Origin of the sequence: Pseudomonas sp. PvP027 (genome assembly GCF_017833005.1) — a bacterium.
Classification (GTDB): Bacteria; Pseudomonadota; Gammaproteobacteria; order Pseudomonadales; family Pseudomonadaceae; genus Aquipseudomonas; species Aquipseudomonas congelans.
In genome coordinates this window covers 1,762,615-1,778,978 of record NZ_JAFIBK010000001.1, presented here as the reverse complement: position 1 = coordinate 1,778,978, position 16,364 = coordinate 1,762,615, and the positions used below count along the sequence as shown (strand labels likewise).

General features: G+C 54.7%; 14 protein-coding genes. 9 read left to right on the top strand and 5 right to left on the bottom strand.

The features are described from left to right. Positions 1-123: 123 nt before the first annotated feature. The 3 genes from JOE33_RS07200 to JOE33_RS07190 form a co-directional block, all read right to left on the bottom strand. Positions 124-1,545 (bottom strand): site-specific integrase, encoded by a 1,422-nt coding sequence (locus tag JOE33_RS07200; RefSeq protein WP_209924066.1) that lies wholly within the window; start codon positions 1,543-1,545, stop codon positions 124-126. After that, positions 1,542-3,440, bottom strand: coding sequence for a MobH family relaxase (gene mobH, locus JOE33_RS07195; protein ID WP_209924065.1), 1,899 nt, complete (start codon positions 3,438-3,440; stop codon positions 1,542-1,544). Before mobH ends, JOE33_RS07200 begins: the two co-directional genes overlap by 4 nt. A gap of 428 nt (positions 3,441-3,868) precedes the next feature. Further along, on the bottom strand, positions 3,869-4,561 hold the full coding sequence (locus JOE33_RS07190) for an SOS response-associated peptidase family protein (RefSeq protein ID WP_074842388.1): 693 nt from the start codon (positions 4,559-4,561) through the stop codon (positions 3,869-3,871). Between the two features lie 113 nt (positions 4,562-4,674). On the opposite strand from JOE33_RS07190, the gene JOE33_RS07185 reads away from it, so the two are divergent. Together JOE33_RS07185 and umuC are read left to right on the top strand one after the other, a co-directional pair. Next, positions 4,675-5,109 carry a S24 family peptidase gene (locus JOE33_RS07185; RefSeq protein WP_054994254.1) on the top strand — a complete coding sequence of 145 codons (435 nt, stop codon included), beginning with the start codon at positions 4,675-4,677 and terminating at the stop codon, positions 5,107-5,109. Further along, complete coding sequence (gene umuC, locus JOE33_RS07180) at positions 5,096-6,376, top strand: translesion error-prone DNA polymerase V subunit UmuC (protein ID WP_074842386.1); 1,281 nt, start codon at positions 5,096-5,098, stop codon at positions 6,374-6,376. The genes JOE33_RS07185 and umuC overlap by 14 nt, the downstream gene beginning before the upstream one ends. Positions 6,377-6,730: 354 nt before the next feature. On the opposite strand, the gene JOE33_RS07175 is transcribed toward umuC, so the two are convergent. Then, the gene (locus tag JOE33_RS07175; RefSeq protein ID WP_074845228.1) at positions 6,731-7,504 is read right to left on the bottom strand and encodes a hypothetical protein; all 774 of its coding nucleotides are present in this window, start codon (positions 7,502-7,504) and stop codon (positions 6,731-6,733) included. Between the two features lie 230 nt (positions 7,505-7,734). Then, a complete protein-coding gene (locus JOE33_RS07170) occupies positions 7,735-8,631 on the bottom strand; it encodes a DMT family transporter (RefSeq protein ID WP_209924064.1) in 897 nt (298 codons plus the stop codon). Between the two features lie 528 nt (positions 8,632-9,159). On the opposite strand from JOE33_RS07170, the gene JOE33_RS07165 reads away from it, so the two are divergent. From JOE33_RS07165 to JOE33_RS07135, 7 genes are all read left to right on the top strand, one after another. Continuing rightward, positions 9,160-9,492, top strand: a complete 333-nt coding sequence (locus JOE33_RS07165; RefSeq protein ID WP_003317539.1) for a transposase — start codon at positions 9,160-9,162, stop codon at positions 9,490-9,492. Beyond that, positions 9,489-9,824, top strand: coding sequence for an IS66 family insertion sequence element accessory protein TnpB (tnpB, locus tag JOE33_RS25765; protein ID WP_017279403.1), 336 nt, complete (start codon positions 9,489-9,491; stop codon positions 9,822-9,824). The genes JOE33_RS07165 and tnpB (JOE33_RS25765) overlap by 4 nt, the downstream gene beginning before the upstream one ends. Before the next feature lie 83 nt (positions 9,825-9,907). After that, positions 9,908-11,434: an IS66-like element ISPsy43 family transposase gene (locus tag JOE33_RS07155; RefSeq protein ID WP_209924063.1), complete on the top strand. Its 1,527-nt coding sequence runs from the start codon at positions 9,908-9,910 to the stop codon at positions 11,432-11,434. A gap of 286 nt (positions 11,435-11,720) precedes the next feature. Further along, positions 11,721-13,757, top strand: a complete 2,037-nt coding sequence (locus tag JOE33_RS07150; protein ID WP_209924062.1) for a methyl-accepting chemotaxis protein — start codon at positions 11,721-11,723, stop codon at positions 13,755-13,757. Between the two features lie 279 nt (positions 13,758-14,036). After that, on the top strand, positions 14,037-14,354 hold the full coding sequence (locus JOE33_RS07145) for a transposase (protein ID WP_047579082.1): 318 nt from the start codon (positions 14,037-14,039) through the stop codon (positions 14,352-14,354). After that, positions 14,351-14,686 carry an IS66 family insertion sequence element accessory protein TnpB gene (tnpB, locus tag JOE33_RS25760; RefSeq protein ID WP_164740670.1) on the top strand — a complete coding sequence of 112 codons (336 nt, stop codon included), beginning with the start codon at positions 14,351-14,353 and terminating at the stop codon, positions 14,684-14,686. The genes JOE33_RS07145 and tnpB (JOE33_RS25760) overlap by 4 nt, the downstream gene beginning before the upstream one ends. Before the next feature lie 50 nt (positions 14,687-14,736). Continuing rightward, positions 14,737-16,263, top strand: coding sequence for an IS66 family transposase (locus JOE33_RS07135; RefSeq protein ID WP_137220377.1), 1,527 nt, complete (start codon positions 14,737-14,739; stop codon positions 16,261-16,263). Positions 16,264-16,364 lie beyond the last annotated feature (101 nt).

Here is a 16,364-nt window from a genome sequence, read left to right as displayed (position 1 = left end):
TATTTTTTTTACCTGACGCAGTGCGTGGCTGTTATCGGCTATCTTGCACGTTTACTGAAACTGAATGCATGCTCTGGCGAGTGCTCATGATGATGGCATTTAGGGATCTGCCGCACCGTCGACTCACTTTACAGATCCACTGCTCCAAGGGATCCTGTAATAGCCGTCGGGCGATTGAATAGATGCCTTGCCTTCGCTGATTATGCCTATGTCTTCTTCGGCTGCAATCTGAACAACCATCTCTCCAGCAGCATTTTCCCTGATCCAGCGAGCAATATCCTCCAATTCGCCGAACTCATAGTCCATCTCCGGTGCGTCCAATATCAAACTCAATGCCTGCGCTTTGGCCTCGTTTGAGGTAACGGGCTCGCTATGAACAGAAACTGGTGTGGATTTTAATACATTGACCAAAGGTGCGGACGCCATCAGTTCGAGACGCTCCGCTACAGGGGGATTGGAGGCCGTATCGTCGGCTTTTTTGGCCTCACTTGATTCGGTCGTCGCCGGTTGCAGCTCTTTCCCGGATACCAAGCTCACCCGCGGTGCTGCGCTGCCAGCCGCAGGGCCTGAACTTTTGGGGATTATCGGTCTAACTAGATAATTGATTTTGGCCTGTTGTTGACCTCTTTCATTCATAACTTCACGCATCAGATCGTAGTCTGGTTCTATGTACTCCATCGTCGTTGCTATATTTGAATGATTCAGCAGATTCTTTGTGATGTGAATATTACGCTCGGGCTGCCTCATCAGTTCGCTGGCTATCGTGTGCCTAAAGCGGTGCGGTGTCATGCGCGTGCCAGTCATATTGGTCAGCTTTTTGTACATGGCCTCCACCTGATCAGAGTTCATATACTCCCGTTTGTAGTGACCGGAGAATCTGTTGATATTGAAAACTTGGTCAGTACTAGAAAAGCCAACCTTCTTGGCTGTGTCCATCACCAGCACTAAATGCGGCATCAGTCCATCAGGTATTGGAATAATAAACTCCCGGTGCGTTTTCTCTGTTTCTCCCCTCACTCTTATCAGTCTCTGTCCCAGATCTACGTTTTCGTACCTCAAGCACAGCAGCGCGTTGAGTCTTATGCCTGTGTAATAGAAGGTTTCATACACTGCCAACCAGAACCATGCTGGAGTGATCTCTGATCGTTTTCCAGTCGATAGTTCCTCTTGTACGAGAAACCTTAGCCAGTTGCGTGCCCGAACAATGACGTCGTTGCCAATCGTCTTCTTCGGACGTTTGGTAGGCATGACACGGGTATCCTTTAGCGGATTTACTTTCAGCTCGACAAGCCCGTGCTCCATTGCGTACCTGTACACCGTCCGCAGATGGCTTGAGTAAGTATTCCAGCTCCGCTTGGAGATCCTTGCCAGCTCCGATCGGCGCCATTCGAGCATGTCTCGATGAGTGGTTTCGTAGGCTAGGCATTCGCCAAAAAAGTTCACGTACGCTTTCGTAGCCGCTCTGTAAATCTTTACTGTGTCAGGACGAAGGTCATGGGTGAGGATGTACTCCTGGGTCAGTTCCGGAAGCGTCATCGGTTTCATTCAGATGTGTCCTTGTCTACCAATTCTGCCAAGCTGATGACCGGGTTGTCATAGGGCACCTCGCTGAAAACGTCGGTAGGCTCTATGAGCAGATAGCCGCGCAGTTGCTTGCTTTTTCGTGGTCCTTTGACCAGGCATGTCCAGATGTTCAGGCCTGCGCCAGTCTTGCGATGTTTTTTCAGCTTCTCAAAAGAACGCTGAACGACCTGCCAAGCTTCCAGATCCCGCTCTTTAGCCTCACGCTCTATGTCTGGGTGCTCAAGTGCGTAACGTTTGAATATGTCCGGGCTCACCAGGAACGCAGTGCCATCCACGGTATGCACACGTGCCTTGGCGTCATTGATGATGATCCTGTGGGAGATCACGCCCCCCTTCAGCCAGGTGAGGAAGTTCAAGCCGTGGCTTGAGCTACTTTCCGGCAAGACTTTTGCCGGCTCTTCGACTGGGGCTGTGTGGTTCTCTGCCTTGTTACCCACAAGCTGCCGAGGTTGGCTAAGACTGGTAGCTGCCGGAGGAGGGGGCAAAAACGGAATCTGATCATCATCGCCTACCGGCTCGGGTGCTGGTTGAGTCGGTGCTGTCGCTACCGGGTCCGGGAACAGATCGAGCAGCTCGTCCAGCGCATCAAAATCTTTTGCTGCAGCAGGTGCCTGCTTAGGTGCAGGGCGCGATGCTGATGCTGCAGGCGTATTTTTGCTGTTCACCGGTTGAGATTCGTCGCCTCCAGTAGGAACTTGCTCGTTGTCATCCGCCATTGGTGCAGATTCCACGGTCAGCGTGCCGGTATACGTCTCAGGTCTATCAGTGGTGTTTGGCCAGATCAGTGCCGGCGCTATTTTCAGCACTGTGAACGTGTTCTTCCAGCCGCGACCATTATCGATGCTGGCCTTCCAAATGGCTTTTCCCTCTTCGTTGGGCTGAATGATCGCTTGATCCTGGAGCAGATTAAACATTGGGGCGTTGGACGAGGGGATGTGTTCGATACCCTGAGACAGCAGAAGTGCTCTGAGCTGATCTACAGCTGGCTTGCTGACAAGCCACAAGCCTTCCTGAGTCAGCCATCCGTCTGAGGGACCGTCGGCCTGATTCAACTTGAATTTATCCGCCACGAGCATCCTCAGGCCTTCAGCCAGCTGCCGTTGGATAGACTGCTTGGGCGCTGACATAGCTCGGCCAGGATTGCCTCCGAGTTCCTGTGCCACGGAAGCCTGGTCAGCTTGGGAGACAATTTCACCAAGGATATCGGCATGCTCATACTGACCTGCGAACGCGAACACGAGTTGAGACCAGAGCTCGGGAAACCCGCTGAGCCAGTCCAATGCCTTCGCCGGAATCACATTGGAGTAGATCAGCGACGAAGCTGCTCCATGCAACCGATAGTCTCGACCTTTCACGTACTTGAATCGGTATGGCTGATCCAGAGGCCCGTGCCATGGATGCCAGATAGTGCCATCTGCGAGTTCAACCTTGACGTCTACCGCAATCTTGCCCAGGTCGTGGACGAGCGCACCATAGGCCGATGCTGCAGACCATGCTTCTGACTGAGCCGCCTGCGACTCGGGCGGCGCTCCGATGGGGAGCAGATACATTTGCCGTATCTTAAGTGCGTAGGCGACGATTTCGAGACCGTGATCCAGCATGCCACCATGATATGCATGGTGATGATTCTCAGAGGCTGGGAGATGCTGCACCAAGGCTGCGTAGCTCTTGAATGCCTGCATGTAAAGCGTCTCGAACTGCTCACGGGGCAGAGAGGTCCGCTGCCAGATGTTTTCAATCAACCGGCGCCGTCGGGAAGTCGACAGCAACGCGTCGGGAGATTCTGGTTTGAAAAAGCCTGCAGCAGCATTGGACGAGATCGGAGACGCTTTTCTTCGCGTGAAGAAACTAAGCATTTAGGCACCCATGATGAAGTCATTGGTGGGCCTTTTGCTTTATATGGCTCAGCGTGACAAGTCGAAACCTATATCCATCCTGGAAAGGTTATATACATAAGCTGTCACTTGATTGGCTGGGATCCAAACAGTGACAGAATCGGATGTTGCCACGCTTGCGTAAAAAAATGTAGCCTCCAAGTGACTGTTAAGTAACATTTTTTGTAAATTTCATTTTTATTGAGGACGCCTTTCGAACCCTTTCGGCATCCATTTCCGGCGGACTCGCCGGCCCTTTCGGGTAAGGCACTTACCCTTATTCCCCCATTCCATTCAAACCCTTCGCTTTGCCATTTGCTTCAGCCCATTTCGCCCTTTCGGTGCGGACTACCTGGGGCAGACGAATACGGATAGCCGTTGGTCGGGTCGAAGTCAAAGGCGTTGGGCAGTCAAAGCTCAACGGGCTGGATGAGCTCCGGTCCTTGATTCCGCACGTTCCCCACTGCGCGATCAACCGGGAACCACTCAAAATCGTCAACAATCCTGCAGTGCTCTTTTGCCAACGCTTCGGCTTTCTGCGGTGTAGTTTCGGAATCAAGCCATGCCCGCGCATCTTCTGCCGTCAGTACCACCGGGCGGCGATCATGAATGTCCACCATTCCCGAGTCGCTTGCCGACGTGATGATGACAAACCCGTCGCCATCATGCGGCTCAAGCCCTCTGTGGACCTGGGCCAATGCCGCGAAGAACATAGGTTTTTTACTCTTGAGACGGATGAAGTAGGGCTGCTTTTTCTTGGGGTCATCCGGGTCCTTCACCCATTCAAACCAACCGTTCGCTGGGGCAACTGCCCGTCCGGTAGGCCAGAGCTCTTTGAAGAACTTTCCCGTCATTACGGTTTCGACTCGAGCGTTGATTGGGGCTGGTCGTTTGCCTTTCGCCCAGAAAGGCTCCCACCCCCACCGAACCTTGTCGACACTCAGACCCTCCTCGGTGGGACGGATGATCTCAACCCGAGTGCTAGGAGCCACGTTGTAGCGCTCTATGGGCAGGAGGTCGTTCCCATTGATCACGATCTGCTCTGGGGCAAGCTCCTTGAGGTAGTGGTCCATGGATTCGTAGATCGAGTAGCGTCCGCACATGATGTCACCCCTAATGTCACTCGTCGAAAATGCCTTTCAGTAAGATTGACCGCGCGCTGGCCAGAGAGTTAACTGTATATCTATACAGCTAACTTTATAGAAAGGTCTTCATCATGAGCGTAGTCATTCTTGGTCCGTTGTCTGAAGGGGGTATCAAGCTACCGCTCTACTCATTTCAGGTGCCAGCTGGGTTTGCTTCTCCCGCTGTCGATTACATCGAGAAGCACGTGTCCCTGGACGAGTTGGCCGAGGTACGGGCACCGCATGTGTACCTGGCGAAAATTCTCGGAGACAGCATGATTGGGGCAGGTATTTTTGATAAGGATCTGATCGTCGTCGATCGCAGTCGCACTGCCGAGCATGGAGAGATCGTCGTGGCAGCGCTTAACAATTCGGAACCGATTTGCAAGCGGCTCTTCATGATGGATGGGGTTGTCAAACTTCAATCCGAAAATAGTGCCTACCCGTCCAAGCACATCCTTGAGGGTGACAACCTCGTCATCTGGGGCGTAGTGAACTACAGCATGCGCCGTCATGCAAAAGCATGAGCCTATTTTCGCGCTTATCGATTGCAATTGCTTCTATGCCAGCTGCGAGCGTGTTTTTCGTCCGGATCTGGAGAAGACGCCCATCGTGGTACTCAGCAATAACGACGGTTGTGTCATAGCTCGAAGTTACGATGCCAAGCCGTTTGTAAAAATGGGCGCGCCCTATTTCCAGATCAAAGAACTGCTGCGCCGCAACGGGATCAAGGTTTTCAGCAGCAATTACGGCCTATACGGCGACATGAGCGAACGTGTCATGTCGATCATCGAGTCGATGGTGCCAGCCTCTGAGGTCTACAGCATTGATGAGGCGTTTGCAGACCTCACTGGGATCCCCGGAGATCTAACAGCTTTCGGTCGACGCATCCGGGCGAACATTCTTAAATGCACTGGCATTCCTGTGGGTGTGGGTATCGGTCCTACGAAAACGCTCGCCAAGCTGGCAAACCACACTGCTAAGCGACTGCTATCCCATACAGGCGGTGTTGTAGACATTTGCGACCTGCATAACCGCAACTGGGTACTGCGTAATACGGCGGTCTCAGAGGTCTGGGGGGTAGGGAAGAAGATGAATGCCCACCTGGAGGCTATGAACATCCGCACCGCAATGGACCTTGCAACCGCCGACCCGCGTACTCTGCGCGACCGGTTCAGCGTGGTCATTGAAAAGACCGCACGTGAGCTGGCAGGTACTTCGTGCCTGGAGCTGGGGGAAGCTGCGCCACCCAAGCAGGAGATCTGTTGCAGCCGAATGTTCGGCAAACGGCTAACCACCATTCAGCCTATCAAAGAGGCGGTGGCCACCTACACTCAGCGTGCGGCCGAGAAGCTCCGTTCTCAAAACTCGCTGTGCAAGAAGATCCGAGTCAGCATCCGTACCGGCATGTTCAATCCGGAAGAAGCCAAGTACGCCAACGGCGCTTTGGTTGAATTGCCATACCCCACCAACGACGTGCGCTTGATGACCAGGGCGGCGACTGATGCAGTGGATCGTTTGTTTCGACCGGGGTTTAAGTACAGCAAAGCTGAGGTTCTGTTGCTGGATCTGAGACAGCCTGGCGAATTTACGGATGACATGTTCGCTGCTTCGCAGCCGGCATCTTCGGAGAAGGTGATGGGAGTCCTGGACGAGATCAATACACGCTGGGGCAGAGGGACTTTACGAGCTGGGAGTGTTCCTTCCAATCCGGAGTGGGCTATGCGTCGCGAGCTGATGAGTCAAAGTTATACGACCAGGCTCGATGAGCTGTGGGAGGTGAAAAGTCTCTAGTAGCTCTGTAAAGTGCGTAATCGCATGGACTTGACCACCAATTTGCATTCGACTTGACCAATTGTTTGCATCGGATCTGACCCGCGCAATGGGCGCGCCTTGACCGGCAGGAGTCGACCCATAGCGGACACTCACGGATGACAGCCCTTGGCCGACTGCGGCCCTTCTTGCGCAGGGTCATGCAAACCTCCATCGACGGAGATATCAGATGACCTGCCCTGGCAAAGCAATAAATGCGTAAAACTAGGTTATTGGTGGACTTGGCCGAATCCCAAAGGATTTAGCTCAAAATACAGGCAACCAAAGCTGCGCTGAAGCAAGCGGCGATGTTTGCCCGAGTATGTGTTCAGCGTGTTAGCCAACATCACTGAAAGCCCAACCTACAATTACCCCGACAACCAGTACCGCGAGCAATTTAATGCGATCACGAAGCTTACGACGCTGCTTGTTAACGCGTTCCTGAGGGAGCTCGACGTGGTTGTCGAAGCCGGTGTGCAAGACCGCGTCGTTTTCCAGAATCAACGCGTAACGGTTTTGCGCTGCATAAATGCCCGCCAGCTTCTTTTCGCCGCTGTGTGCGGCATAGGGAGCATGTTCTTTATAGTCAGCAAGGCGCCGCAGGCCAGGATTGAATGAAAAACCCTGCCACTCGGGCTTGTGCGAGCCCAGCTTGTAGAAGGCGATGCCCTTCAAAACATCCCGGTCATTGAGGAATAAGTAGGGGCTGTGCACCCGAAGATCATGGTTGTAGCTGCGCAGCCAGACTTGCAATGCCTGACGGTCGTTTTCCAGCAGAGTCATGGACTCTTCGACAAAACCTGGGCGGTAAAAATCCCAGTCGTCCTCGCAGTGGAACACCCATGACGTTTCAATCAGTGCATAAGCGGCATCCACCGAGCGCATTTGTCCGAGTTTCGGGTTGTTTATGATGAAGCGGGTGAAGGGGCGCCAGTGCTCGGGGATGCAAGCTTCAACCTGGGCATCCCCGGAGTCTTCGGTGATCAGCACGGTGCGAATCGGTGCGGAGTTGAACTGGTCAAACGTTTCAAGCGTGCGCGTCAGCAGATCGAACCGTCCGCAACTGGTGACCACCAGCGTTATATCGCTACTTTCGCTAAACTGCATCATGTGTACTCAATAATTTAAATTTCAAAAGCGATTACAGCCTCAACCGAGACATCAAGCGAATCCGGTTCAGGATGGCAATACTCTTCTACGGCGGGCAAGCCAAAGGCGAGCGGTGCACGTGTCATCGCGTCTGCCTCCGGTAAGCACGAGAGGCTGCTTCGCGACTCGCAGCTCTATGTTAACTCTAAGGTTCGTTTGGTCGGGTTGCTCGCCCCGCTTGCCTCCGATCGCTAGCCATCTGCGCGCCGTCCGGCAGGACGGTTTGTCCCTCCTTCCGTACGCGTGATTCTGAGCTCCGTGACTGCAATGCCCAGAATGATTAGCGCCGCCCCTGCGAGTCTTTCAGGGGGTAAACGATCTCCAGCGAGAAAATAACCAAAAGCCCCACTAAACACAGGTTCGCAAATAAGTATCAGGGCGACCTTTTCAGGGGAAAGCACAGCCTGAGCTCGATTTTGAATGGCGTAAGCCAAGGCAGTAGCGAACAGCGCGAGCGAAAGGATGGTAACTGTCGTAGGGAGCGCGCTGGGAATAGAAAACTGGTTACCGGCCAAGCTCCATATCAAAGAAAGCGTGCCAACCAGCCCTAGCTGGATTGAAGTTGACGCCATGGAATTGGCGTGTGTTGCGAACGTTGAGACAATAACGATGTGTAATGCGAAGCATGCAGCACACCCCAAAATCAATAGATCACCGTAGTGCAGCGCGAATCCGTCAAGGCTCAGTAAAGCGAGCCCAAGTACGGCAATCACTGTTCCTGCTGCCTGTTTAGGACTTGGGCGTCCTCTTCCTATGAGATAAACAAACAATGGAGTGAAAACTGTGCACAAGCCGGTGATGAACCCGGCATTGGAGGGCGTTGTGAGGGCTGTTCCTGAGGTCTGCAGTGAGAACGCGGCGAATAGGACTATTCCAGCAAATACTGCATTCGCCCAGTCTCGCGGTTTCAGATGTCGAAATGAGCGGATTGAAAATGGAAGAAGCGCTAGAGCCGCTAAGGTGAACATCCATGCGTTCAGCGTGGATGGAGCCATGATTGCCAACGTTTCGTGCTTAGCTACAAAGCTCCAGCCCCAGACAGCGGTGACCAGTAAAAGCGCGATAGACCATAGGGTTCGGTATGGCATAGCTGTCCCCAAGGAAGACATTTATACCGAATGCCTTACCAAGAACGTTATGTCAGCGGTACCCAGAGAGACCTACGATAATTTAGTTAGAAAGCATTGGCAACCATGAACGCCATGACTGGCGAGCTAACTCGGAGCCTAAAATCTCTACGAAGGGGATCAACAAGCATCGCCTTGCCAATGAGCATTTGCAGATCCTTTTTGTAGACTTACCGTTCACACGTTACCGAGGCGTAGCGAGATCCCCCGCCTATCCTTTCAAGCGTATTTGCCTGAGCAGTGCGAGGTGATTTCGGCAGACGCTTACGGTGCGTAGACATCCATATAGCTTGTAGCGAAGTGGTATAGAACAAGTGAAGGCGCCGAGTACGCCGGTGAGGAAGATGCTCGCTGGATATTTCTTCTACAAGGATTGAGTGCTACTTGTAACCGTCCGGGCAACACACCTTCCTGACACCGTCGCTTGAGGCGATGGTGTCCACCCAAATATAGGTGGACACCATTTTTAGCCTTTTTAAGCGGACGCCCATGCCACAAGAACGCCGTTCCTATTCCAAGTCCTTCAAGGCCCAGGTCATTGCTGAGTGCGCCCAACCTGACACTTCAATTGCCAATGTCGCCTTGACCCACAACCTCAATGCAAACCTCGTCCATAAATGGATTCGGGTGCATGCACAGAAAAACCTGACACTTCAAACCGCCTTCATCCCGGTCAAGACATCGCCGCCGGTGCCGATGCATCAGGCCCTTCCTGCCACGATCCGAATCGAAGTGCCGCATTCAAAAGGCGTAGTCGTGGTGAGTTGGCCGGCAGAAAATGCAGCGGCGTGTTCTGCTTTCCTGCGAGACCTGCTGCGATGATCCGCATCGACTCCATCTGGCTTGCCACCGAGCCCATGGACATGCGCGCAGGCACTGAAACTGCGCTGGCGCGGGTCGTGGCGGTGTTCGGTGCGGCGAAGCCGCACTGTGCTTATCTGTTTGCCAACCGTCGTGCCAATCGCATGAAAGTGCTGGTGCATGATGGCTTGGGGATTTGGCTTGCTGCCCGGCGCTTGAATCAAGGACGTTTTTTTTGGCCGGGCGTGCGGCACGGCTCTGAAGTCGAGTTGGATGCAGAGCAACTTCAAGCCTTGGTGCTCGGCTTGCCTTGGCAACGCGTCGGTTCCGGAGGAGCCATCACGGTGCTCTAATTCGCCTGCCATGGCCTGCTTGCCAGCGCAATTGGCCCATCAGTCTATCGCCGCCACTAGCCCTCTCTGGCAAAATCGGCGGCATGACTTCGCATCCGAATCTCGATCAATTAAACCCTGAAGAACTGCGTGCCTTGGCGGCGCAGTTGATCCAGCGCGTCGAGACGATGGACAAGCAAATCACTCATCACAAATCGGTCAACGAGAAGCTGGCCCACGAGATCGCGCTGCTCAAACGCTTCAAGTTTGCCAAGCGCAGCGAGCAGTTGAGCCCGGATCAAGCCAGCCTGCTCGACGACTTGATCGATACGGATATCGCCGCTATCGAAGCCGAGTTTGAGGCGCTGCAACCGGCACCTGTCGAAGCCAAAGTGCGCCAGCAACCCAAGCGCGCACCGCTGCCACCGCAGTTTCCTCGCACACTGATCCATCACGAACCGGACAACAGCCACTGCCAGTGCGGCTGCGCACTCAAGCGCATCGGCGAAGACGCCAGCGAAAAGCTCGACTACACGCCCGGCGTGTTCACAGTCGAACGCCACATCCTTGGAAAGTGGGCCTGCGAACAGTGCGAAACACTGATCCAGGCGCCGGTACCGGCGCACGTCATCGACAAAGGCGTCCCGACCGCAGGCCTGCTGGCCCACATCATGGTGGCCAAGTTTGCCGACCATCTGCCGCTGTATCGCCAAGAGAAAATCTTCGGCCGCGCCGGGCTGCCCATCGCCCGTTCGACCTTGGCGCAGTGGGTGGGCAACTGCGGCGTGCAATTACAGCCGCTGGTTGATGCGCTGCGCGAAGCCGTGCTGACGCACGACGTCGTTCACGCCGACGAGACGCCGGTACAAATGCTGACGCCTGGTGCGAAAAAAACTCATCGCGCTTACGTCTGGGCCTATGCCACCAGTCAGTTCTCCAACCTGGCGGCGGTCGTTTACGACTTCAGCCCGAGCCGCGCTGGCGAACATGCCCGAGCCTTCTTGGGCAGTTGGAACGGCAAGCTGGTCTGCGATGACTTTGCCGGCTACAAGGCAGGCTTTGAACTGGGCGTTACGGAGATCGGCTGCATGGCCCATGCCCGCCGGAAGTTCTTCGACTTGCACGCGACCAACAAGAGCCAGGTCGCCGAAAAAGCGCTGAACTACATCGCGGCCTTGTACGAAGCTGAACGAGAAGTCCGAGAGCTGGAGCCGGGTGATCGGCAGCGAATACGGCAGGAAAAAGCAGCGCCAATCGCCGACGCACTTCATACCTGGATGATCGCCCAAAGACAGCTTGTGCCTGAGGGTTCGGCCATCGCCAAGGCGCTGGATTACAGTCTCAAACGCTGGATAGCGCTGACGCGCTATCTCGATGACGGTGCCGTGCCCATCGATAATAACTGGTGCGAGAATCAAATCCGGCCGTGGGCTCTTGGGCGTTCGAACTGGCTGTTCGCGGGATCGTTACGCAGCGGTAAACGTGCAGCGGCGATCATGAGTTTGATCCAATCGGCGCGACTCAACGGCCATGATCCGTATGCTTATTTGAAGGACGTCCTCACGCGCCTGCCGACGCAGCGGGCAAGTGAGATTGCGGAGCTACTACCGCATAGGTGGCGACCGGTTTAGTTGCGCAAGACGGGATGCCCGGACGCACCTCCAACTGGTGCCATTACCGGTCTACTTAGCCTTTATGCTGGTTATCCATGCATTCCTCCCTACAGCTTCGCCCGGTTCAGCCGATAGTTTTCGTACCAAGAGAAGCGCGGCAATTCGATCCTGTAACAAAGGAGAGTAAGCGGCTTTTGAGGAAGATCTCTTGGAATGCTTTCATTACCTCATAACCATAAATGAGAGATGGGCACTTTTTAACGCCTAAGAAAGCACTCACAGACCTTGAGTGATCGAGAACCCGATGAATTTATTAGCGCCTGCCCTGTTCGTTACCAACCGTGTTCGATTCCCCATGAAATTCGCAATTTTGGGATTTATTGTCCTGATTCCTCTGCTCCTGCTAGGCACCCGGGTGATGCTTTCACTGAACACGAGCATCACGGGCATCAAGCATGAACAGGTGGGTCAACAATACTTGTTGGACGTCACCCCTATCCTGCGTCTAACCATGATTCAGAGGGCGCTGACACACGGCATGCTCAGCGGTGACACCAACGCAGTAGCCAATGCAGCACGCAATGCTGAAAAGCTTAACGATGCCTATGCGACTCTTGCTGCGCAGGACGCAAAATTTAGCACCCAACTGGCAACGACAGACCGAGTTCAGACGTTGCGTACCGCTAGTGTGCAGCTGGTTGAACGCGCCAAAGCAGGCGAAGCACCTTTGGTGATCTTTTCCGCGTGGAACGACCAGTTAACCGACCTAATGAATTTCGTTTACTACATTACGGCCACTTCCGGCATGATTTTGGACGAAGAAGCAGGTTCGTTGTACCTCATCGATCTAAGCTCTATACGTCTACCTCGGCAAATAAATCTGGTCGGACAGATTCGCGGTCTGGCCAGCGGTTTTAGCGCTGACCGTCCTCTGGACGACACCACTCGTATTTTTGCCCAGACTTTGTTGAAACAGGAGCTGCTAATGCGTCAAGAGTTGCAGCAGAGCCTTTCCCTGCTTCGCCGAGAAGAGCCTAAATTATCTGGTGTAGTTCAGCCGTCTGTAACAACAGCTATTACCGACCTGGAAAATCTGCGTAAAGACCTGGTGGACTACCTTGATCCGAGCAAGCGCTCAAACGTGAATGCCAACACCTTGGGCGAGCGTGGAAACGCCGCCGTTGCTCAGTTTTACAAAGCTCAGGATCAGATGCAGGAATCGCTGCGAATTCGAATTGATGAGCGTCTGAATACACTGAGTAATGAGCGTACTTTCGGCACTGAGCTATTTATCGCCATTGCGATACTGCTGCTCTATGCGTTCGTCGGCATCTACAAGGCTCTGCGGATTGGGGTTGATGAGCTCCTAGCTGTGACGGCACGTATTGCTCAAGGCGATCTGAGCGCGCGCGTCCGAATCAACAGCCACGATGAAATCGGTGATGTAGGCGAGGGACTTAACCGCATGGTAACGGCCTTCTCTGGCTCACTGAGCCAGGTGGAGCGTAGCTCGCATTCAGTCTCAGATGCGGCAAAGCGACTAGAGATCTCCATAGGCCAAGCCAAAGCCTCAATGAACTCACAACAGGCTGAAACCGAGCAGGTTGCTACTGCCATCAACGAAATGACCGCGAGCGTTGCCGACGTGGCCCAGAATACCGAGGGTGCAGCACGTGCCGCTGAATCTGCAAGCAGTGCGTCTAACGACGGCTTGAAAGTTATGATTGAAACAAGTGCCGCTATTGAGGCGTTGGCCAACGAAGTGGAGCTCAGTGCAAGCAAAGTCGAAGCGTTAGCGACACACAGCAAAGAAATCGGTGGTGTCATCGAGGTCATCAGTACCATCGCGGATCAGACTAACCTGCTGGCCCTTAACGCGGCCATCGAGGCGGCGCGAGCTGGCGAGCAAGGCCGTGGTTTCGCGGTCGTGGCTGACGAAGTGCGGACTCTGGCCTCGCGCACACAAAACTCCACAGAAGAAATTCGACGGATCATCCAACAGTTGCAAGGCGCTACTGATGCCGCTGTTCAACAGATGAAAGCTGGGCAAACCCGAGCTAGGGAATGCATTCAGGCAGCGAGCCAAGCGTCTGGCAGCCTGAACCAGATCAATGAAGCAGTAGACGGAATTGTGGGCATGAACACTCAGATTGCAAGTGCGGCGGTGCAGCAACATTCGGTCTCAGAGGATATCAATCGCAACGTCATCGGCATTCGAAACAGCAGCTTAATCGTCATGGAAGGCGTAGAGAACAACGCCGTAACGGCTGACGAGCTTTCATTGCTCGCTAATGAACTTCGCAGCGTAGTCGGCAAGTTTAAGTTATCCAGCAACGCTTGAAAGGAATCTCAAGCGTTTCAATTGTTGATAGCACGAGAAAGTGCTTTGATCGGGTCTGACTGGGGTGATGATGCCCGGCAGTCCCTGATCGACATTGAGGGCTGAGCTTCATCGTTGCGCAATCTCGTAAAACAATAGAGCCAGCTACGCTAGATGACTTGCCCGGACGGTTACTGCTACGTAAGCGCCCGGCGAACACACCTTCAGAATCCCAGTATCAAGGGCGATGGTGTCCGCGTATTTTTAGCGGACACCATCGCCCTTATCTCCAGGATTTTCATGCGCCAACGTAGCTCTTATCCCAAATCGTTCAAAGCCCAAGTCGTCCAGGAGTGCCTGCAACCTGGAGCGACGATTTCCAGCGTAGCCATTCATCACGGCATCAACGCCAATGTGATCCGCAAGTGGCTACCGACTTACCGGGATCGATTACCCGCCACCCTGCCGGCCTTCGTTCCCGTAAAAACGCCCCCAAGACGCGCAATAGAAGAGATGGCGATCATCTCGCTGTCTCTGGGCGATAAATCCATCACCGTAAAATGGCCATCCTCGGATCCGGACGGCTGCGCACGATTTATCAGTGGCCTAGCCCAGTGATTCGCATCGATGCCATCTGGCTCGCCACCGAGCCCATGGACATGCGTGCCGGCACTGAGACCGCATTGGCCAGAGTGGTCGCGGTATTCGGTGCGGCAAAGCCGCACTGCGCTTACCTCTTTGCCAACCGCCGGGCCAACCGCATGAAAGTGCTGGTGCACGACGGCGTTGGTATCTGGTTGGCGGCGCGCAGGTTGAACCAAGGTAAGTTTCATTGGCCAGGCCTCCATCGTGGAACGGAGGTCGAACTCGACCCAGAACAACTCCAGGCGCTGGTACTTGGATTACCCTGGCAACGAGTCGGTGCGGGCGGCGCAATTACATTGCTTTAAATGCTGCCTTTTAGCTGAAGCAGTCGGGCTGCTTTGGTAAAATCCACACCATGACTTCCTTGCCCGATCTCGACCAAATGAGCCCCGAACAACTGCGCACGCTGGCTGCGCAGTTGATGTCCAAGGTCGACACTATGGGCCGAAAGATCCATCGCGACGAAACGATCATCGAGCAGCTCACTCACGAGATCGCCATCCTTAAACGCCACAAGTTCGCCAAGCGCAGCGAGCAGATCAGCCCGGCGCAAGGCAGCTTGCTCGATGACCTGCTCAATACCGACCTCGAAGCCATCGAGGCCGAGTTAAAAGCACTTCATCCCACTCCCGCACAGGCAGAACCACGCCAGCAACCCAAGCGTGCGCCGTTGCCGCCGCAGTTCCCGCGCACTGTGATCCATCACGAGCCGGACAACACTCAGTGCGCTTGCGGCTGCCAGCTTCAGCGCATCGGTGAAGACGTCAGCGAGAAGCTGGACTACACGCCGGGCGTGTTCACCGTCGAACAGCATGTGCGTGGAAAATGGGCCTGTCGGAAGTGCGAAACACTGATTCAGGCCCCGGTGCCGCCGCAGGTGATCGACAAGGGCATCCCCACTGCCGGCCTGCTGGCGCACGTGATGGTCGCCAAATTCGCCGACCACCTGCCGCTCTATCGACAGGAAAAGATCTTCGGCCGTGCCGGCCTAGCCATCCCGCGCTCGACGCTGGCGCAATGGGTAGGTCAAACCGGCTTGCAGCTTCAGCCCTTGGTCGATGCGCTGCGCGAAGTGGTTCTAGCCCAGCGCGTAATTCACGCCGATGAAACGCCGGTACAAATGCTGGCGCCCGGCGAGAAGAAAACCCACCGCGCTTACGTTTGGGCCTACAGCTCTACATCGTTTTCGGCACTCAAAGCTGTGGTCTACGACTTCAGCCCCAGCCGTGCCGGCGAACATGCGCGTAACTTCCTGGGCACCTGGAACGGCAAGCTGGTCTGTGACGACTTCGCCGGCTACAAGGCCAGCTTCGAGCTGGGCATCACCGAAATCGGTTGCATGGCCCATGCGCGCCGCAAGTTCTTCGACCTGCATGTAGCCAATAAAAGCCAGTTGGCGGAGCACGCGCTTCACTCGATTGGCGGGCTCTACGAAGTCGAGCGGCACGCCAAGGAAATGAGCGAAGAAGACCGTTGGCGATTACGCCAGGAAACGGCGGTGCCCATCGTTGAAAAACTGCATGAGTGGATGCTGGCTCAGCGTGAACTTGTGCCCGAGGGTTCGGCCACGGCGAAGGCTCTGGATTACAGCCTCAAACGCTGGGTAGCGCTGACGCGCTACCTGGAAGATGGTGCCGTGCCCATCGACAACAACCAGATCGAGAACTTGATCCGGCCGTGGGCGCTTGGGCGTTCTAACTGGTTGTTTGCGGGATCGCTGCGCAGCGGCAAGCGGGCGGCGGCGATCATGAGTTTGATCCAGTCGGCGCGCATCAACGGGCATGATCCGTATGCTTATCTCAAGGACGTGCTGACGCGGTTGCCGACGCAGCGGGCTAGCGAGATCGAACAGTTGCTACCGCATCGGTGGACGCCTGCCTGATCTGCGCAAGTTGTTTCCCTCCGGCAAAGTCCCCCAGATACCGGTCATACGGACGATGGTATCCACCTAAAAGCGGAGTATTTTGAACAGCTTCGAAGTGC

What these genes read in the sequence shown, in the direction of transcription:
- mobH (WP_209924065.1), bottom strand. Translation starts at nt 3,440, where the DNA reads ATGCTTAGTTTCTTCACGCGAAGAAAAGCGTCTCCGATCTCGTCCAAT.
- tnpB (WP_017279403.1), top strand. Translation starts at nt 9,489, where the DNA reads ATGATCCGCATCGACTCCATCTGGCTTGCCACCGAGCCCATGGACATG.
- JOE33_RS07175 (WP_074845228.1), bottom strand. Translation starts at nt 7,504, where the DNA reads ATGATGCAGTTTAGCGAAAGTAGCGATATAACGCTGGTGGTCACCAGT.
- JOE33_RS07165 (WP_003317539.1), top strand. Translation starts at nt 9,160, where the DNA reads ATGCCACAAGAACGCCGTTCCTATTCCAAGTCCTTCAAGGCCCAGGTC.
- JOE33_RS07135 (WP_137220377.1), top strand. Translation starts at nt 14,737, where the DNA reads ATGACTTCCTTGCCCGATCTCGACCAAATGAGCCCCGAACAACTGCGC.
- JOE33_RS07155 (WP_209924063.1), top strand. Translation starts at nt 9,908, where the DNA reads ATGACTTCGCATCCGAATCTCGATCAATTAAACCCTGAAGAACTGCGT.
- JOE33_RS07170 (WP_209924064.1), bottom strand. Translation starts at nt 8,631, where the DNA reads ATGCCATACCGAACCCTATGGTCTATCGCGCTTTTACTGGTCACCGCT.
- JOE33_RS07145 (WP_047579082.1), top strand. Translation starts at nt 14,037, where the DNA reads ATGCGCCAACGTAGCTCTTATCCCAAATCGTTCAAAGCCCAAGTCGTC.
- JOE33_RS07150 (WP_209924062.1), top strand. Translation starts at nt 11,721, where the DNA reads ATGAATTTATTAGCGCCTGCCCTGTTCGTTACCAACCGTGTTCGATTC.
- JOE33_RS07185 (WP_054994254.1), top strand. Translation starts at nt 4,675, where the DNA reads ATGAGCGTAGTCATTCTTGGTCCGTTGTCTGAAGGGGGTATCAAGCTA.
- JOE33_RS07200 (WP_209924066.1), bottom strand. Translation starts at nt 1,545, where the DNA reads ATGAAACCGATGACGCTTCCGGAACTGACCCAGGAGTACATCCTCACC.
- umuC (WP_074842386.1), top strand. Translation starts at nt 5,096, where the DNA reads ATGCAAAAGCATGAGCCTATTTTCGCGCTTATCGATTGCAATTGCTTC.
- JOE33_RS07190 (WP_074842388.1), bottom strand. Translation starts at nt 4,561, where the DNA reads ATGTGCGGACGCTACTCGATCTACGAATCCATGGACCACTACCTCAAG.